General features: G+C 58.5%; 11 protein-coding genes and 1 pseudogene. 7 read left to right on the top strand and 5 right to left on the bottom strand.

Going from position 1 to position 19014, the window contains the following annotated elements; genetic code table 11:
* Positions 1-262 precede the first annotated feature (262 nt).
* Positions 263-2407 (top strand): TetM/TetW/TetO/TetS family tetracycline resistance ribosomal protection protein, encoded by a 2145-nt coding sequence (locus OZX57_RS06720; protein WP_277161918.1) that lies wholly within the window; start codon positions 263-265, stop codon positions 2405-2407.
* A gap of 58 nt (positions 2408-2465) precedes the next feature.
* Here OZX57_RS06720 and OZX57_RS06715 read toward each other — a convergent pair whose 3' ends face one another.
* From OZX57_RS06715 to OZX57_RS06705, 3 genes are all read right to left on the bottom strand, one after another.
* Positions 2466-2747 carry a type II toxin-antitoxin system YafQ family toxin gene (locus OZX57_RS06715; RefSeq protein WP_277161917.1) on the bottom strand — a complete coding sequence of 94 codons (282 nt, stop codon included), beginning with the start codon at positions 2745-2747 and terminating at the stop codon, positions 2466-2468.
* 6 nt (positions 2748-2753) lie between these two features.
* The gene (locus tag OZX57_RS06710) at positions 2754-3008 is read right to left on the bottom strand and encodes a type II toxin-antitoxin system RelB/DinJ family antitoxin (RefSeq protein ID WP_277161916.1); all 255 of its coding nucleotides are present in this window, start codon (positions 3006-3008) and stop codon (positions 2754-2756) included.
* Positions 3009-3528: 520 nt separating this feature from the next.
* Complete coding sequence (locus OZX57_RS06705) at positions 3529-8004, bottom strand: BspA family leucine-rich repeat surface protein (RefSeq protein WP_277161915.1); 4476 nt, start codon at positions 8002-8004, stop codon at positions 3529-3531.
* A gap of 184 nt (positions 8005-8188) precedes the next feature.
* Between OZX57_RS06705 and OZX57_RS06700 the strand changes: the two genes are divergently transcribed.
* The 5 genes from OZX57_RS06700 to OZX57_RS06680 all read left to right on the top strand — a co-directional run bounded on the left by OZX57_RS06700 (position 8189) and on the right by OZX57_RS06680 (position 13124).
* Complete coding sequence (locus tag OZX57_RS06700) at positions 8189-8359, top strand: hypothetical protein (RefSeq protein ID WP_277161914.1); 171 nt, start codon at positions 8189-8191, stop codon at positions 8357-8359.
* 562 nt (positions 8360-8921) lie between these two features.
* Entirely contained in the window at positions 8922-9623 is a 702-nt protein-coding gene (locus OZX57_RS06695) for an ABC transporter ATP-binding protein (protein WP_277161913.1), read from the top strand.
* Positions 9624-9628: 5 nt separating this feature from the next.
* Positions 9629-10819, top strand: coding sequence for a hypothetical protein (locus OZX57_RS06690; protein ID WP_277161912.1), 1191 nt, complete (start codon positions 9629-9631; stop codon positions 10817-10819).
* The gene (locus OZX57_RS06685) at positions 10816-12519 is read left to right on the top strand and encodes an FtsX-like permease family protein (protein ID WP_277161911.1); all 1704 of its coding nucleotides are present in this window, start codon (positions 10816-10818) and stop codon (positions 12517-12519) included. Before OZX57_RS06690 ends, OZX57_RS06685 begins: the two co-directional genes overlap by 4 nt.
* An 8-nt stretch (positions 12520-12527) precedes the next feature.
* Complete coding sequence (locus OZX57_RS06680) at positions 12528-13124, top strand: ABC transporter permease (protein ID WP_277161910.1); 597 nt, start codon at positions 12528-12530, stop codon at positions 13122-13124.
* Between the two features lie 103 nt (positions 13125-13227).
* Here OZX57_RS06680 and OZX57_RS06675 read toward each other — a convergent pair whose 3' ends face one another.
* Positions 13228-13857: an NAD(P)H-binding protein gene (locus OZX57_RS06675; RefSeq protein ID WP_277161909.1), complete on the bottom strand. Its 630-nt coding sequence runs from the start codon at positions 13855-13857 to the stop codon at positions 13228-13230.
* Positions 13858-14152: 295 nt separating this feature from the next.
* Between OZX57_RS06675 and OZX57_RS06670 the strand changes: the two genes are divergently transcribed.
* Entirely contained in the window at positions 14153-17029 is a 2877-nt protein-coding gene (locus tag OZX57_RS06670; RefSeq protein WP_277161908.1) for an ABC transporter ATP-binding protein/permease, read from the top strand.
* Between the two features lie 227 nt (positions 17030-17256).
* Here OZX57_RS06670 and OZX57_RS06665 read toward each other — a convergent pair.
* Positions 17257-18689: pseudogene (locus OZX57_RS06665) on the bottom strand (FAD-dependent oxidoreductase).
* Between the last annotated feature and the right edge of the window lie 325 nt (positions 18690-19014).

Here is a 19014-nt window from a genome sequence, read left to right as displayed (position 1 = left end):
CAGTGTGGTGGAGCTGTGTCGCTTGTCCTTTCTTCCCAATTCCTAGGGCCGCCCCACCATACCTGTTTTCGCAAAGCGTGGGTTAATGTGAGGATTCTTTATTAATGTGTTGGATTGAAACACGAGCCGTTTCGGCTACATAGCTTCCTCAAAAAAGGCCAGATTCATTGAGCTTTCAAATGTTGCAGCGCCGCGCCCCGATGAAGGGCTCGTTTTATGATTGGTCGAAGATGACCGGCGAGCGTGATTGGGAGAGCGGCAGATGAGACGAGCAGTGGTGGGAATCGCGGCGCATGTGGACGCGGGAAAGACCACGCTGTGCGAGGCGATGCTGTATCGCGCCGGTGAGATTCGCAAGCTTGGTCGTGTGGACCACGGTGACGCGTTCCTCGACACTGATGCCATGGAAAAGCGTCGCGGCATCACCATTTTCTCGAAGCAAGCTATTCTCAATATCGATGCGGGCAATACTGATAGTACTTCGGTGAAGCAAGGCGGGAATTCGAAAGCCGGTATAAGCGAGAACGGCTTTGAATTCACTTTGCTCGATACCCCTGGCCATGTCGATTTCTCGGCCGAGATGGAACGGACGCTGCGGGTATTGGATTACGCAATCCTTGTTGTCGGCGCCAACGATGGGTTGCAAGGCTATACCGAAACCTTGTGGCGACTGTTGGCTCGCTACAACGTGCCTACGTTTATTTTCATCAACAAAATGGACGCCGCTGGTGCCGATAAGGCTGGGCTCATCGCGCAGATGCGACAGCGCTTTTCCGAAGGATGCGTTGATTTCGAAGGTGACGTCGAGCCGGGCGAGCAGGAAGAAGTCGCGTTGCTTGATGAGAGCGGCTCTGCGATGGATGAGCTTCTGGATGGCGGAAAGATTTCAGATGACACCCTGCGTTCGATGGTTGCCAAGCGTCAACTTTTCCCGTGCTATTCAGGTTCTGCGCTGAAGCTTGAAGGCGTTGACGAGTTTCTTGCCGGGTTGGAACGCTTTACGAAGCAGGGGAGTTGTCCCAACGACTTCGGCGCTCGCGTCTATAAGATTTCGCACGATGAGCAGGGCAATCGCCTCACCTGGCTCAAGGTTACCGGCGGCTCGCTCAAGGTCAAGGCAACGTTGACGAATAGGGGTAAAGAAGACAACTCAACTGAATCCGGCACCGAACCTTGGCAAGAGAAAGTCGATCAGATTCGGCGGTATTCCGGAACAAAGTTTGAGCTGGCAGACGAGGCCTCGGCCGGTGATGTATGCGCGGTGACAGGGCTGACGCAAACCTTCCCGGGAGAAGGTTTGGGATTCGAGGCCGATGCCGGTGAAGCTGTATTGCAGCCAGTGCTGACCTATACGGTGCTGCCCGGTAAGGCAGATGATGGTGACGATGGGCAGACCGATGTTGATGAATCACAAAACGATGATTCGTCATCGGCCGAGCAGTCTGCCAAGCCTACCGAAGTCACGCCGGAGTTGCACAAGATTCTGGTGGCGCTGCGCACGCTCGAGGACGAGGACCCGGCGCTGCACGTGCGTTGGGTGGCGCGGCTTGGCGAGATTCATGTGCAGCTGATGGGCGCGGTGCAGGTCGAGATCATCACGCAGATGATGCACGACCGCTTCGGCATCGATGTTCATTTCGGTCCTGGCGGCATTCTCTATCGCGAAACTATCACCGCTCCGGTCGAGGGAATCGGCCATTTCGAGCCATTGCGCCATTACGCCGAGGTTCATCTGCTGCTCGAACCGGCAGATCCCGGCAGCGGTCTGCATTTCGAGTCGCGTTGCAGTCTTGACGACCTCGACCGCAACTGGCAGCGAGCGATCTTGACCCACCTTCGTGAGAAGGAACATCTTGGCGTCCTCACCGGTTCGCCGATTACGGATATGAAGATTTCTCTCATTGCCGGCCGTGGCCACGAGAAGCATACCGAAGGCGGAGATTTCCGCGAGGCGACCTATCGTGCGGTGCGGCAAGGCTTGATGGAGCTCAAGACGCGAGGGGAGTGCCGGCTGCTGGAGCCGTGGTACAGCTTCCGTCTGGAGGTCCCGCAGGACATGCTGGGTCGCGCGATGGCCGATATCCAGCGGATGAGCGGCAGCTTCGATGCTCCGAAATCCGACGGTGATTATGCTGAATTGGAGGGCCGCGCGCCGGTTTCCGAAATGCGCGACTACTCGATGGATGTCAACTCCTACACCCACGGCCGCGGCTCGTTGACTTGCGTTTTCGCGGGTTACCACCCCTGCCATAATGCTGATGAAGTCATCAAACAAACCGCCTACAATCCAGAAACGGATCTTGAAAACACCCCAGATTCGGTCTTCTGCGCCCACGGCGCCGGTTACACCGTCAAGTGGAACAAGGTCCCCGATTTCGCCCACGTCGACAGTGGGCTGCAATTATAAAATTGAGTTTTGTCTCTGAACAAAGAATGATTCAATATCGCCGTTGATTGGCCCGTGACTATCGCAACAGCTCGTCGTGGCTGCCGGTGCACATGAGGGTGATGAGCAAGACGCTACCTTCGACGCGGTAGATGAGCAGCCAGTCTGCGGCGATGTGCAACTCGCGATAGTCTTTGAGGCTTCCCTTGAGTTGATGATCTCGATATTTGCGGCGCAGCGTCTCCGCGTCATTGCTCGAAAGAACATGGAACACGTAGTAGAGCTTGCTCAGGTCGTAATGTTTCTTTTTGAGTTTCTTGACATCGCGCAGGAACTCGTTTGAGAACGAGATCTCATACATGTTCGATCATCCTTTGCGCCGCATCCGCGTCTCCCGCATAGACGAAGCCGCTGTTTTCTGCCTTGCGCACGGCTTTTTCGAGGGGGTGAGCGCCATCGGCTTGAAGGGCATGCCGCCCTCTTTGACCGCTTGCGAAAGAAACATGTTAATGGCCGCAGTCAGGTCGATGCCCATGTCGGCGAACACCTCTGTCGCCTGATCCTTGAGGGTTTTGCTGGTGCGGATCTGTATACGCGTTTGATTGACTGTTGCCTGTGCCATGATGACTGCCTTTGCTAAATAAAAGTCATTTGTCAGTATATATGACTCTAAATAGAGTATAACAGAACATTGGATGTATTTTCGTGGGGTAAAAAACATGTATTAAAAGTCTGTGCTTTTGGTGTTGGCTACGTAGCCAAGTGAAATAAGGCCTCTGATTCGCCCAGTAGATGGCTTTGCGGCTGTAAAGCAAAATTAAGACTCGTTCAATCGTTTTTGTTACATCGATGCAGCTGCGGTGTTGAAAGTTGGGTGGGGCGGGCGCCGGTTGGGTTTTTGGGTTGGTTGGTTAATCGGCGTCCGTCCCTTGTTGGTGTTCCCGTCCGGAGGGTGTTTGGGTTCCGGGCGGGAAGTCTTTTGGTTGTCGTCCGTGCGGAAGGCTGTGGGTTTTCGCACGGACGGGTTGGCGGTCGGATCGTGTGCGGTCCGACCGCCAGGGTGGTTTACCTGTTGCGTCGTGCCCGGCGGCGGTCGCGCAGGGTGGTGGCGGGCACGAGCAGGAGGAGCAGGGCGCCCAGCCCTAGGGCGAGCAGTGTCGCGAGCTGTTGGGGCTGTCCGCCGGTGAGGGGAGGGCGTGCTGGTAGGTGCCGGCGAGCCTGGTGGTCAGGCTGGCATCGGGCGAGCTGGCGGTGCCGGTTCCGTTGCCTCGGTAGGGGTCGGCGGCCTGGAGGCGGGCGGTGAAGTGCCAGTCGCCGCCGTCGCGGAGACGGCCGGCCTGGGTGTCGGGGATGGTGTAGGACCAGGTGTGGTCCCGGCCGCCGTCGTAGGCTATGGGCGCGCCCGCGGCGTCGTTGGGGTCGAGGGTGATCGGGTCGGAGCAGGCCTGGGCGAGGTGGCCGTCGTCGGGGGTGTCGCAGACGACGATTCTGTCATCGGTGGTCCAGGGCTGGCCGGTGCCGGTGACGGTGATCCGGTTGGTGGACACGTCGCGTGTGATGCCGGTGACGGCGGGGGTCCTGAGCTCGTGCCAGACGGCGTGGAGGACGGTCATGGTCATCGTCTGCCCGGGCACGCCCTCCACGCCGGCGGTCTGGCCGGGCGTGTAGGCGGGGTCGCCGCCGGTGGCGGCGGGGTCGGCGTTCCAGCCGGAGAGGACGGCGTGGTTGGCGCCGCCCGTGTCGGCATAGCCGTTCATGCCGTCGGCCTTGGCCATGACGGGCCGGGCGGTGTGGGTGCCGGTGTCGACGAGCGCCCGGGCGGGCGCGGGCGCGGTGCCGGAGCCGCCGTGGGCGTCGTTGGTGTCGAAGCTGACGGACACGAACGGCAGGATCCCGTCGGCCAGCATGCTGGCCTCGCTGGTCACGGTCCTGCCGGTGGCGGGGTCCGTGCGGGTGTGGACGACTTTGATGGTGAAGTAGTCGCCGATGTGGGCCTGGAAGACGTCTGGGGCGATGCCGGTGGGCCCTGAGGTGCCGCCGGACCCGTCGGACGTGTAGGTGTAGACGGGCATGGCGGTGCCGTTGACCGTGGTCCTGAGGGTGTCGCCGGCCTTGTATGAGGCGGGCCCGTCGACGGACACGTCGACCGTGGTGGCGCCGTCGGCCGGGGCGTGCACGACCGGTTGGTGCACCGTGCCGGGCTGGTCCAGCGGCGTCCAGAGGGCGTGCCAGGTCACGGTGCCGTCGTAGCCCTGCGCGTAGTCGATCGTCTCGCCGGGCTGCCGGGCCTCGCCCGTGCCGTCCGTCTTGCTGTTCCATTCGGTGAACACCTGGCCGTCCGGGTTGGCGAGGGCCGTGGGTTGGGCGACCGTCATCCTGACCGCGTTGAACGTCGTGTCCATGCCGGTGCCGGCTATCGTGCCGGTGCCGCCGTTGGCGTCGTAGGCGTGCGTGGCGCAGGACGGGGTCACGTCGTCGCGGATGAACCTCCCGTTGCCGGTCTGCACGCGTACGCCCAGTTGGGCGACCGTCATTGCCGGGCCGTAGCCCGTGCACGAGGTGTCCGTCTTCTCCCGCCATGTATGAGATTGGTCGAAGGAATAGGAATTAAAGGGACTGTTGTATCCGCTGCTCAGCATTGTTGCCTTTGGCCCGAGAATTAGTTTTTTTAGATAACGGGGGAAGAAGGAGCCGAAACGATCGTTATCTATTGTATGGGTTGTGTCGAAAGTACTGAGGTCGAGCTGTGTTATTTGTTGGTCTTCATAAAACATACTCGAGAAGTCCACTGTGGCGCTGGTGTTGAAAGTTGACAAATCGATCGATTGCAGGGCGTAGCATTCTGAGAACATATCACTCATGTCGGTAGCTTTGCTCGTATTCCAACCTCTGGTGTCGATGCTCGATAATGTGTGCTCTTTAATGAATAACCACCGTGTGGCCGTTCCTTCAAACGTTAGTGTTGCTCCTTCGGCCATCTTGAAGTCATTGAGGGATGAGAAATTCGAGAAAAACGCTGAAGAAGCACCGAATATTGAATTATCGGTGTTCAGTATGAGGTTCCCCTGGATGACGATGTGCTTGATATATTTTGGGTAAGTTGACCGAAGGATTTGATAGCTGAAATCAGGTTTGTGATACCAGTAATACATACCCCAATCTGGGTTGGCGGAACCGGTGCCGTATCTGTTGGGGTCATTGGCTGTGACGGTGCCGCTGCCGATGGTGAGGGTGCAGTCGCTGCTGATGCTCCAGGGGGCGGTGCCGTTCGTGCCGCTGCCGTGGCATGTCGCCACCCACTGCGCGTAAAGCGTGTAACGGCCGGAGGCGAGTTGCTGGTTTTGCTTGTAGGCGGTGCCGGTGCCGTCTTTTGCGGTGTTCCATCCGTCGAAGATCGGGGTGGAGGCCGGCGCGACCATGGAGCCTTGCCCGGGTGCGTTTGGCGGATAGGAGATGAAGGCCTTGATAGGGCTTGGCGCAGTGCCGGTTCCGCCGTTGATGTTGAAGGTGACGTCGAGGTAGGGCAGGGTGCCGGTCCTGGTGGGGGCGCTGGCGGTGACGGTCTTGCCAGTGGCCGGGTCGGTGATGCTGGTGGCGGCGTCGATCCGGTAGGCGACGCCGAAATTGGGTTCGAGCCGGCTGACGGGCCATCCGGCGAACGTGCATGAGGCGGGGCTCGTGCACGTGGTGGTGTAGTGGTTGGTGGTCACGGTCGTGGTGCCGCCGTCGGGCGCGCCGGACACCTTGAAGCCGACGGTGGGTGTTGTGCTGCTGCCGGTGAGGGCGACATCGCCGATGGACATGGTGATGGCCTTCCATTGGGCGGTGAGGGTGAGCGAGCCGATCTGGTGCAGGGCGGCGGTGGCGCAGGCCCCTCCGGCGGTGCAGCTGATGGTGCTGCCCTGCCACGTGCCCTGCCAGTTGGCGAAGAGCTTGCCGGCGGGGTTGGCGGCGCCGGTGGGTCTGGCGGCGGTGAACGAGGCCCCCGCGGTGGTGGTGTCGAAGGTGCTGCCGGCGGGCGGGGTGCCGGTGGCCTCGCCGAGGCTGTAGCTGATGACCAGGCAGGTGGGGATGGTGTCGTCGCGGTAGAACGTGCCGCTGGCATCGACGGCGATGTCCTTGAGCTTGTAGGCGGGCGCCTGGCAGGGCCCGGACGGGGTGTCTCGCCACAGGTGGGACGGGTCGACGTTGTAGAAGGCGGACGTGTTGAGCATGGTCCTGGCGCCCAGGGTGAGCTTCTTCAGGTTCCTGGGCAGCATGTTGGCCTCGCCCGGGTTCGAGGGGTTGCTGATGTTGGTGGTGTCGAGGCTGGTGAGGTCGAGGACGGCGAGCTTGTCGCATCCCTGGAACAGGCCGGTCATGCTTGAGCTGTAGGTGGTGTCCCAGCCGGTCGTGTCGACCGAGGTGAGGTTTTCCAGTCCGGCGAACAGGTAGCTGATGTCGGTGTAGCGGATGTTCCAGTTCCGCATGCTGATCGTGGTCAGGTTCTCGCATCTTAGGAACAGTGGGTTCGAAGTGCTGGAAGAGCCGAGGCTGAAGACGTTGTGGAGGTCCCATCCGTCGAGGTTCAGCGTCCTCAGGTTCCTGCAGTCCCAGAACATGGCGCTCACGCCGTCGGTGCCGAGAGTGCCGACGGGGCCGCCACCGATGACGTGGTTGGCGATTTTGCTGGTGTTGAAGTTGCTGAGGTCGAGCGAGGTCAGGCTCTCGCAGTCGTCGAACATGCCGTCCATGTTGGTGACGTTGCCGGTGTTGAAGCTGCCGAGGTCGAGGCCGGCGAGGCTCTCGCAGCTGCCGAACATGAAGCTCATGTTGGTGACGTTGCGAGTGTCCCAGCCGGTGAGGTTGAGGCTGGTCAGTGCGGTGTCGCCGAAGAACATGGAGCTCATGCTGCCGGTCTGGCCGTAGTCGTTGGCGTGGGTGCCGACCTGCAGGGTGTTCAGGTTGTGCAGGTCGAGGGACGTGAGGCTGGCGCAGCCGTCGAACATGCCGCTCATGTCGGTGGTCTGGCTGGTGTCCCAGCCGGTGGTGTCCACGCTGGTCAGGCTGGAATCGCCGTAGAAGAGATAGGTGGCGCCATCGGTGTAGTGGTTCTGTCCGTCGGTACCTCGCCAGGTGCGGTTGTTGAGGGTGAGGGTGGCGCCGGGCGCCATCTCGAAGCGTTGCAGGCCGGCCATCTCCGAGAACAGGCCGCCGCTCATGCGCCCGCCGTTGCTCCCGTCAGAATTGCCTATGTTGGGGTTGTAGACGTTGTATTGGAGGTTGACGGTGAGGTGGCCTTGGATGACGATGCGGGTGATGTTGTTGATGTCCGACTCCCAGGGGCGGATGCCGTTGTGGTTCGAGGTGCCGCCGTTCAGGGTGAGGGTGCAGTCGCTGCCGAGCTGCCAGGGGATGCCACCGAAATTGCCGCTGCCCGCCGTGCAGGCGCCACGCGGTCCGGGAGAGGGGTTCGAGCGGAGCAGGGGCGATGGTGCTGGTGTTTGGCTGTTTTGTGCTGTCTGTTCTGGGGGCATCGGCTTGTTTGGCTGTCCCGATGCCTGTGGCGTCGCGGATGCGGAAGGATTCCCGGCCTGGGATTGCGGCCGGGCCTGCAGCGGTGCCGTGGCACCCGCCACGGGGCTCCGGGGCGCCGTCAGCGACGGCTGGCCGGTGACGGGGGTTGTCGGCGCTGCCGGGAGAGACGTCTGCGCCACGGCTTCGGTGCCGGACGGCGCCGTGCGGCTGGAAACGGCAGGGGATGTTGACGCGGTGTGCTTCGCCTCGTGAGACGATTCGCCGGTCTTGGATTTCGATGGTGCAGTGTCTTCGGAACCGGTCGTGCTACTGCTGACGTTGGATTCGGCCTTGCGCGTGGCCGCGACGGGCGATGTTGCTGCGCGAAGCTCGGCTGTGACTGGCCTGAGTGAGGCACTGGAGGAAGCGGATTCTGAAACCGAAGCGAAAGGGGGTTGGCTGTGTCGGGCGGTCTGAACCGGGGGATTGCCGGATGCCGGCCGCGACGGTGCGGCGGCGGATGTGGAGGTGGGGCTTACTGGAGTGTCACGCGATTGCGGGGGGTACGATATTCGATGCCATTGTAATACACAATGCGGCTGAAACGATACGCGTGATGAGACCCATGACCAAACCTAACCCTAAACGTGATAGAAAAACGCCATCTCGACTGGGGGACGGCGAACTGTGATTCTCTTACCGAAATCAATATAGTAACCTTGCAATACAAAATTCGCAACCTCGTATCTAGTTTTCGGGACATATGCGCATAAGGTACATGTGGTCGTATGGGCTTAATGAAGGGCTGCGGCGTATTTATGGAAAACGTTATGCTAATGCCGAATTCAAGACGATTTTCAGTAAATGTATTATGTTCATCTAAATAAATGATTTTTGCGTAATTATTTGAATAATTCCAAACGCTAGAAGAACAATATGTAGTGCGTATAATCCGCGCAAAACGTTATCATCGAGATTGAAGATAGGCGCGTCATGGGGCATTGACGTGTCGGTGCCGACGAAGCGCGGAAGGGTTGAGATGGCATATATCGAGGTACGGGGCGAGACGAAGCAGTACAAGACCGGCGACACGACGATTTATGCGAATCACGACGTCAGTTTCTCCATCGAACGCGGTGAGCTCGTGGTCATTTTGGGCGCGTCCGGCGCTGGAAAATCGACGCTTTTGAACATCCTTGGCGGCATGGACACCTGCGATTCCGGGCAAGTCGTCATCGACGGCAACGATATCGCGCAATACGACGCTCGGCAGCTTACGACCTACCGGCGTTACGACGTCGGCTTCGTCTTCCAGTTCTATAATCTCGTCTCCAATCTGACCGCGCGCGAAAATGTCGAGCTTTCCGCCGAAATTGTGCCGCACGCGGCCGACCCGACGCAGACGCTCATTGATGTTGGCCTCGAGAACCGACTTGACAATTTCCCGGCCCAGCTTTCCGGCGGCGAGCAACAGCGCGTGGCCATTGCCCGCGCCGTGGCCAAGAAACCGAAGATTCTGCTGTGCGACGAGCCGACCGGCGCGTTGGACTACAACACCGGCAAGCAGGTGCTGCGCATTCTGCAGGACCAGTCGCGCGAGTTCGGTTCCACCGTCATCATCGTCACCCACAACGCCGCCATCGCGCCGATTGGCGACCGTGTCATCCATATGCGCGATTCGCGGGTGCAGTCCGTCGAACGGCATGAGACGCCGGCCGATATCGATGACATCGAGTGGTGACAGGCATGGCGAACGATAACACTATGGATTCTGAGACTTCGCGGTCTCGTACTTCCAAGCGCATGCTGTGGCGCGACATCCGTCAGGCCTTCTCGAAATCGAAAGGCCGTTTCTTCTCCATCGTTTGCCTCGTGGCGCTGGGTTCCTTCGCACTGGTGGGGCTCACGGTTTCCGGGCCGGATATGCGAGACACGGGCAACGCCTACTTTGCCGAGCACCATCTGGCCGATTTGAGCGTTATTTCGAGTTACGGGCTCGACAAGGCCGATAGGCAGCAGATTGACAAGGCTCCCGGGGCCTCGCGCATTGAATACGGGTATCTGAAAGATGTCGTCATCCGCAACAGCGATGAAAGCGTTCGTGTGCTTTCCGCGCCGAAAGACGTTTCCACCTACCATCTCGTGGCCGGGCGCATGCCCAAGAATGCGCGTGAGACAGCCATCGATTCTGCACATAAGAGCCAATATCCCATCGGCTCGACGCTGCGTTTGAGCGAAAAGCCAGATGCGCTGGGGCGTAAGGTCTTGCGTCGCGACAGTTTCAAAGTCGTCGGTGTCGTCGATTCCACCGAGATTTTGAGCTCGGTAAATATGGGGCCTTCGACTTCCGGTTCTGGGTCGCTCGACGGCTACGCGGTGGTGACGCCAGGTGCCTTCAAATCCGACGATTATATGATTGCCCGCCTGACCTACACCGATCTCGACCACATGCGAGACCACTATTCTTCCCAGTACAACGACAAACTGCAGGAGCACAAGAAGGCGCTCGACAAGATTCTCGCCGGGCGGCCCAAGGCGCGGCGGCAGAGCATCGAGAACCAGGTCAAGCCGCAGATCGACTCCGGCCGGCAGCAGGTCGCGGATGCCAAGCAACAGCTCGACAATGCGCGCCAGCAACTGGCCGACGGCAAAACGCAGCTGGACAATGGCAACCAGCAGTTGGCCGATTCCAAGCAACAGCTCGCCACTCAGGTGGCTTCGGCGCAGCAGCAGATAGTGGCGGCCCAAGCCAAGATCACGCAGGGGCAGAACGACTACAACACCAACAAACAGCAGTACGATGCCTCTGTGCCACAGGTCACGGCAGCGCAGCAGCAGGTCAACGACGCCTATACGCAACTGAAAACCGGGCAATCGCAGATTGACGATACCTCAGCCAAACTTGCGGTAGGCAAAAACAGGCCGATGACGCGGTGACGCAGGCTGCAGCCGCGCAACAATCCGTCAAGCTGGGGATTGTTGTGGTTCAGGGGCAGATTGATGCTGTCAACAAGCAATTGAGTAGTGGCGCCGTGTCGTCCTCCGATCAGGCAAAATTAGAGGGTGAGCTTGCTCAGCTGAAAGCTCAACAGACTCAGTTGAACGCTCAGGCTAAGGTTGTGGCGCAAAAGTCGACAGAGGCGAGCCAGGGCCGTGATGCGTTCATCAACGGCACCTACAACCCGGGCATTGCCCAGGTGCAGGCGGCGCAGGCCCAGCTCAACACCAAACGAGCCCAAGCGGATGCCGGCAACACCCAGCTGGTCCAGAAGCAGCAGCAACTGGCTGCGGCCAAGACCAAACTCGACCAGGCGGCGGCCCAACTTACGCAGGCACGAGCCAAGGTCCAGCAATCGCAGCAGGAGCTGGCCGCCAAGCAGAAGCAGGCCCAGGCGCAGATTGACGCCGCGCAAACCGAGCTGACCAATAAAACCAACGAATACAACACCAAGAAGGCGCAATTCGATCAGGCCGAGCCGGGCACGCAGCAGAAGATCAAGGACGCCGAAAGCAAGCTCAACGACGCCACAGCTATGCTGAACGCCGTGGAAGATCCGGTCTATTCCGTGGATTCCAAGCGCGAGACACCGGGCTCTGATGGCTACAAGATCTATGATTCCGTTTCGGTGATTGTCGATTCGCTCTCGCACATCTTCCCCTACTTCATGTACTTGGTCGCAGCGCTGGTCACGTTCACCACAATGACCCGTTTCGTCGACGAGGAGCGCATCAACGCCGGCACGCTCAAAGGCCTGGGGTATTCCGACCGCGACGTGATGAAGAAGTTCGTGGTCTACGGCTTTGCCGCCTCGATTCTGGGCGCTATTATCGGCATCTTCACCGGCCATACGCTGCTGCCGATGATTGTCTACAACGCCTACAAGATTGGCTTCAACGTGCCGGTCATTCATCTTGGCTTCCACTGGCAGGTCACGTTGCTTGCCATCGTGCTCGCCATGCTGAGCGCCGTGGTGCCCGCGGTGTGGAGCGCCGCCCGCGAGCTCAAGGAACGGCCGGCTGCGCTCATGCTGCCCAAGCCGCCGAGCGCCGGATCGAAGATTCTGCTGGAACGCATACCGTTCATTTGGAACCATCTGAACTTCACCCACAAGGTGACCGCGCGCAACATCTTCCGCTACAAGCAGCGCATGTTCATGACCATTTTCGGCGTATGTGGCTCCGTGGCGCTGTTGACTGCCGGTTTTGCAGTTCAGGGCTCGATTTCGGGCATCAACGAGCATCAGTTCGGCGGCGTGATGCACTACAATCTCATCGCTGCGGAAAATACGAATGTCACGGATTCCCAGCGCAAGGCTATCGATACACGGCTCGAGAAATCGGACATTCAACGCTCGCTGCCGGTCCACTATGAATCGGTGAGCAAGGTCGCCGGTCGCAATGGCGACAAGCAGTCCGTCACCATGCTCGTGCCGCGTGATACCTCGAGCTTCGACGAGTACATCAAACTCAACACGCGCCAAGGCCACCACCCGATTTCGTTGGATTCGAACGGCGCGGTGATTTCCGAACGGTTCGCGAACCTTGTGCACGCCAAGAAGGGCGACACCGTCGACTTCAAGACGGTGCAGGCAAGACCTACCACGTCAAGGTCTCTGGCGTCTGCGAGATGTACCTAGGCCACTTCATGATGATGAGCCCTTCGGCCTACCGTTCCGTGTTCGGGCAACGCTACAAGACCAACGCCTATATGGTCACCTTGAAGGACGGCAGCGTCGCGAACACCAAACGCCAATCGGCCTCGTTCATGCGGCTCGGCGGCATCGAAGGCGTGGTGCAGAACACGACGCTCATGCACCAGATTGACGTCGTGGTCAAGGCTTTGAACCAGATCATGTGGGTGCTGATCATCGTGGCGACCATGCTCGGCGTGGTCATCCTCTACAACCTCACCAACCTCAACGTTTCCGAGCGCGTCCGCGAGCTTTCCACCATCAAGGTGCTTGGCTTCTACAACCGCGAGACGACGATGTACATCTACCGCGAAACGATTCTGCTCTCCGTGCTCGGCATCTTCGTCGGCTACGGTTTCGGCGCGTGGCTGCATCGCTACATCATTACCGCCGTCCCGCCGGACGATGTGATGTTCGACCCGTCAATCATCTGGCTTGCGTTCGTGGTCCCGCTGGTCGTGGTCGGCCTCATCACCGCCGCGCTGGGCTGGTTCGTCAACTCGAAGCTCAAGCGCCTCGACATGCTCGAAGCGCTGAAGTCGGTCGACTAAAGCGACTGAACGCTTCCTAATTTAGTTAGCGGCTCATTCAAATGTGGCCTCCAACCATTCATCGGTTGGAAGCCACATTCGTCAGATATGGTATGCGCTACTTTTACCAGCGCACGGAGATACGCTCGCGGTCGTGCGGCTGGTCGCTGTCGATTTCGTCGACCATCGCCACCGCGTAATCGGCATAGCTGATGGCGCTCTTGCCGTCGCTGTCGGTGGTGTATTCTTCGCCGGCCAGCTCGTACTTGCCGGTGCGCTCGCCGTCGGCCTGGAAATCGCCGGCGGGGCTCATGTAGGTCCAATGCACGTCGTTGCGTTCGCGCAGCGCATCGAGCGCCTTACCCATCGCCAGCGGAACGCCCTTGATGTTGTCCGGGAACGAATCGGAAAGCTGATTGGTGTGTGCCTTGTCGGTGTAGAGGCTGCCGGCGCCGCCGACTACCAGCAGACGGGTGTCGCTGCCGGAAAGCGCGTCGGCCAGGTGCTTCAGCGAAGTGCTGTGCTCGTCCAGTTTGGCCGGGTCAAAGATGCCGAAGGCGTCAACGACGGCATCGAAGCCAGCGAGGTCCTCGGCGGTCAGATCGTAGAGGTCCTTGACGATGGCATGCTGCGCCTTGGTCTTGTTCTCGCCGCGCACGATGGCGGTGACGTCCATCCCTCGGTTGACGGCCTCTTCGACGATCAGTCGGCCGGATTTGCCATTGGCGGCCACAACAGCGATTTTTTTGCTCATGGTGAGTCCTTCCATAGATTTCAAGTTCATGAGGTGCCGGGCGACAAGGAGTCGTTAAGCAGCGCCTGCAATGTATTCGTCACTATAGCGAAGAAAACGCGTAGGGAAAACGGATTGCATGAGAAGCGTAAATCGGGAATAGCAAATGACTCATGCGGGGTCCGAATCAAGTGTGTTCGTGGCCTGCAAATGCCCGCCACACGACGGTCGTGGTCGGTCGTGCGTTGGGGTAGAGTTGCAAGACGAAGTTTTGATGTGGTGAACAACACAATAACTAGGCAGAGAGAGGGAATCTGTGCTACAAATCAAAGACATCAGCAAGCAGTATAAGACGGGTGATTTTGTTCAGCAGGCGTTGGATCATGTGAGTCTGACGTTGCGCGACAATGAGTTTGTCGCGATTCTGGGACCTTCCGGTTCAGGTAAGACGACGCTTCTGAACATCATCGGCGGCCTTGACCGCTACGATTCCGGCGATCTGGTGATCAATGGTACGTCGACCAAGAAATACAAGGATCGCGATTGGGACTCTTACCGCAACCACACGGTTGGCTTCGTCTTCCAGAGCTACAACCTCATTCCTCACCAGACCATCCTCTCCAATGTGGAGTTGGCTCTCACCATTTCCGGTGTCTCACGTGCTGACCGGCGCAAGCGTGCGGAAGATGCGTTGAAGAAGGTCGGCCTCGGCGAGCATATCAACAAAAAGCCGAACCAGCTTTCCGGCGGCCAGATGCAGCGCGTGGCCATCGCCCGCGCCCTGGTCAACGACCCAAGCATCGTGCTGGCCGACGAGCCCACGGGTGCGCTTGATTCCGAGACCTCCGTGCAGATCATGGATTTGCTTAAGGAAGTGGCCAAAGACCGCCTGGTGGTCATGGTCACCCACAACCCGGAGCTTGCCCATCAATACGCCAACCGTATCGTCGAGCTGAAAGACGGTGTGATTCTTGGCGATTCAAGGCCTGTCGAGCCCGAGGAGGTAGCCGACGAAAAGCCGGCCGTACACCGCACCATGGGCAAGGCCTCGATGTCGTTCGCCACTGCGGTCGCCTTGAGCTTCAACAATCTCAAAAGCAAGAAGGCGAGGACGATTCTCACCTCCTTCGCCGGCTCGATTGGCATTATTGGCATCGCACTGATTCTTTCTGTTTCCACGGGTGTGAACCGCTATATTGCGGACATCCAGAAGGAGACGCTGACCTCGTACCCCATCGAGATCAACGAACAGACCTTTGACATGAACAAGATCATGGACACGGCCCAGGCGGCGGCCGATTCCAAGCAGAAGGCCAAGCCGCGCAACGGCATCTATCCCGATGACTCCAGCGTCAAGGGCGCAGCGTCGGTCACCACGGGCATCACCAGCAACAACCTGAGTCCGTTCAAGCAATATCTCGACAAGCCGGACAATGACGTGCGCAAGCATGTTGGCGACGTCGGCATCCAGTACTCGTACTCACCCAAGTTCTCCGTGTTCACCCACGATTCCACAGGCGCCCTTGTGGATGTCGAAGGCGTGAAGTTGGGCGGCTCGGCCTCGCAGTCCGTGGCCGGCAAGATTGCCGGTCTCAATTCGTCCTCGACCGATTTCTCCAGCCTGCAATCCATGCAGATGTCCCAATTCACCGGCAAGACCGACAACAACAAGGCGCCGTCCGCGTTCACCGAGATCATGCCCGGCGAACATGCCGACAAGCAGCCCATCAGCTCGGTGATCACCGACAACTACCAGATGGTCAAGGGCCATTGGCCGAAGTCGAGCAACCAGGTGGTGCTCGTGCTTGACAAGAACAACGAGATTCCGCTTACTCAGGTCTACGAACTCGGTTTGCTGCCCGCATCCGATTACAACGACATGATGAACAAGCTCAACAGCGGTGAAAAGGTCAAGACCAACACCTCCCGTATCGACTATTCCAAGGCGATGAACCAGCCACTGACCCTGCTGCCCGCCGCCGACCAGTACGTCAAGGATGCGAACGGCCACTACCAGTACGTGGGCAACGACGCTGATCAGGTCGGCAAGCTCATGGATTCGCAGTCTGCGGTCAAGCTCAAGGTCGTGGGCGTCATCCGTGCCAACAGTGATGCCAAGACCACACCGTTGGCGCCGGGCGTCGGGTACACGCGTATGCTCACCAATTCTCTGATTGATCACGCGAAATCGAGTCAGATCGTCGACGCTCAGAAGGCCGACCCTGCCCACAATGTGCTCAACGGCATGACTTTCGCCCCTTCAGATGATGCGACCAAGGCGGCCAACGCCAAGGCTTACGTAGCCTCATTGCCGGTCTCGGATCAGGCGAACATGGCTAAAAATCTCATGACCCAGGCTCCTGGTGGCATGGGTGCAGCCAGCTCCAACCAGTCCGTGGATGTCACCAATCAGCGCAACGCCGCTGCGGCCGCAGCCGGTAATTCGGCGGCAGCCAGCAATCCGCAGGAAGCGGTCTCCGGCATGAACGAGCAGCAGGTGGCGCAGGCCTTCAGCAACTATCTCGCCACCGCTCCGGAAAACGTACTGGTCTCGATCTACAACCAATACGTCTCCACCGGCACCTACAACGGCAACCTCGCCGATTTCGGTGTCATCGGCCGTGACGCCCCAAGCTCCATCAAGATCTACGCCGACAGTTTCGATGCGAAGAACAAGATCGAGGACGCCATCAAGCAGTACAACGACGGTGCCAAGAAGAAGGATCGCATCGTCTACACCGATTACGCGGGTCTGATGATGAACTCGGTGACCACCATCATCAACGTCATCACCTACGTCTTGATCGCCTTCGTTGCAGTCTCGCTGGTGGTTTCCTCGATCATGATTGGCATCATCACCTACATCTCGGTGCTCGAACGTACCAAGGAAATCGGTATCTTGCGCGCGATGGGTGCTTCGAAGCACAACGTCTCCACAGTCTTCAATGCCGAGACGGGCATTATCGGCCTATGTGCCGGTGTAATAGGCATTGCGGTGACACTGATACTGATTGTGCCAGGCAACGCGCTGATGCACCACTTCATGGGCACCAACCGCGTCAATGCCGCCCTGCCGCTTTCCGGCGCGATCATCCTGATTGTGCTGTCGGTGGTGCTGACGTTGATTGGCGGGCTCATCCCGTCGCGCAAGGCCGCCAAGCAGGATCCGGCCACGGCGCTGCGTACCGAGTGACAGATTGCGAGTCGATAAAAAATAACTGAATATACATGCGGGGCATTGCTGATCAATGGCAATGCCCCGCATTTTTAATATGTTCAATCGTTGACGGTTTCGTCCAAACGCCGAAACCGTATTCGGATTATTAGTATCGTTCGCGACTCAGAACCGGCTTAATTTTGGACTGATCATAATTGCGCTTGCTGCCAGTTATCCGCAGCGCAATCCGCTGTTATCAGTCATCATTTGCTCTCGCTTGCGCCCTCTTCGTTGTTTGCAAGTTCCGAGTCGCGCTTGGCTACGGCGGCCATGGCCAACTGGCTCACATAATTGACCGGCTGGTTGAAGTTCGGCTGGAAAAGCATGTCCGTGGAGGCGAGCTGGTCAATGGTGAACCTGGCTTGGATTGCCACGGAAATGAGGTTGGCGGCCATAGAAATGTCGTGCTTGGCGGCGAACTGGGCTCCAAGGATGCGGCCGTTCTGTTTGTCATAGACGAGGGTCTCGGTCACGGGAGTGGTCGAAAGCATGAAGTCCGGTCGATAGTTTTCCTTGATGGTCACGGAATCGGCTTCGATGCGGCGGCGTTGGGCAAGATCCAAAGTCATACCGCTCGACGACATTGAGAGGTCATAAAGCTGGACGGCGCTGGTTGCCTGCGTGCCGGCATATTCCTTGGTCGGCTCTTCGATGTTCTCGCCGATGAGCATGGCCTCGCGAATGGCGTTGGAGGCGAGCGGACGGTATTCGTCGGAATCCGTAGGGTTGAAATGCACCGTGGCGCAATCGCCGGCGGCGAACACGTAATCGAGTATCTCGTTGTTAGGAGTGGAAGCGCGCATGTATTGGTCGACGATGATGGCGCCATACCCCAACGTGCGCAACTGCGAGGAGACGAGTCGGGTATTTGGCACGAAACCGGCTCCCATAACGACCAAGTCGGCGGTGTATTCGTCGAGCTCGGTGACCACGGTGATCTTCGAATCCTCCACCCCGTCGTCGCCCGTTTCAGGACGGAAAGCGACGACCTTTTGATTCATGGCCAAGGTCACGCCGTGGTCGCGGAACGCCGCCTCCGCCTGATCGGTGACGGACTTGTCGTAGTTGTTGTCAAGTACGTGAGGCAAGGCGTCGATCAACGTGACCTTGATGTCACGGGTGCTCAACTGCTCGGCCAATTCGCTGCCGACGTAGCCTGCCCCGATGACGATGATGGACTTGGCCTTCTTGGTCTGTTCGACGATGCGTTTGCCGTCGTTGAAGTCCTTGCACAGCATGGCCTGGCCGCTTTGCAGAGCCTCTCGCAGTCCTTGGATGAACGGGGTGGCGGGTGAGGAGCCGGTGGTCACCACGAGTTTGTCGAATCGATATTGCTTTGATTCACCGGTTTCGAGGTCGGTGGCGTCAAGTTTTTTTCCTTTGACGTCAACGTCGGTGACTTCATGACGCATGTGCATGCTTGCGCCGGCCTTTTCGAGTTCCTCGGGGAGGTGTAGAACATCTTTTCCGTACCGCTCACATGATCGCCTGCCCACAGCGCAATGGCACAGGAGAGGAAGGAAACGGTGTCGTTTTTCTCGAAGACGTCGACCGTCCAATTGGGATGGTTTTTCAGAATAGATCTCGCGGCAAATGTTCCCGCATGAGTGCATCCAATGACAGCAACTGTGGTCATGAAATCTCCTATGATATATCTTCCGGCCTTTTGCGCTGTGGCAAAAGATAGAACTTGAACCAATATGAAAGAATAGTGATAAGGCTCGACGGCAAGCAATGAAAAAGGCACTATTTAAAACGTTTTTAGTCTTATCTAACCATATAATTATTGAGTATAAATGAACATCAAAATTTTAAGTGATCCATTTTATCAGTTGTTGCGTCAATGAGTACGTTGTTTTGAATGGCTTGGACGGGAGCCGCAGGAGTAGAACGTAATATACGTCATTTGGCGTCGTTTTGTCTGCTGTGGCGGATTTGTCAAACAGCAAGGTTAGCTTCGG

The sequence above is a fragment of the Bifidobacterium sp. ESL0682 genome (assembly GCF_029392815.1).
Lineage (GTDB): Bacteria > Actinomycetota > Actinomycetes > Actinomycetales > Bifidobacteriaceae > Bifidobacterium.
This window is presented reverse-complemented; position numbering and strand designations above follow the sequence as displayed.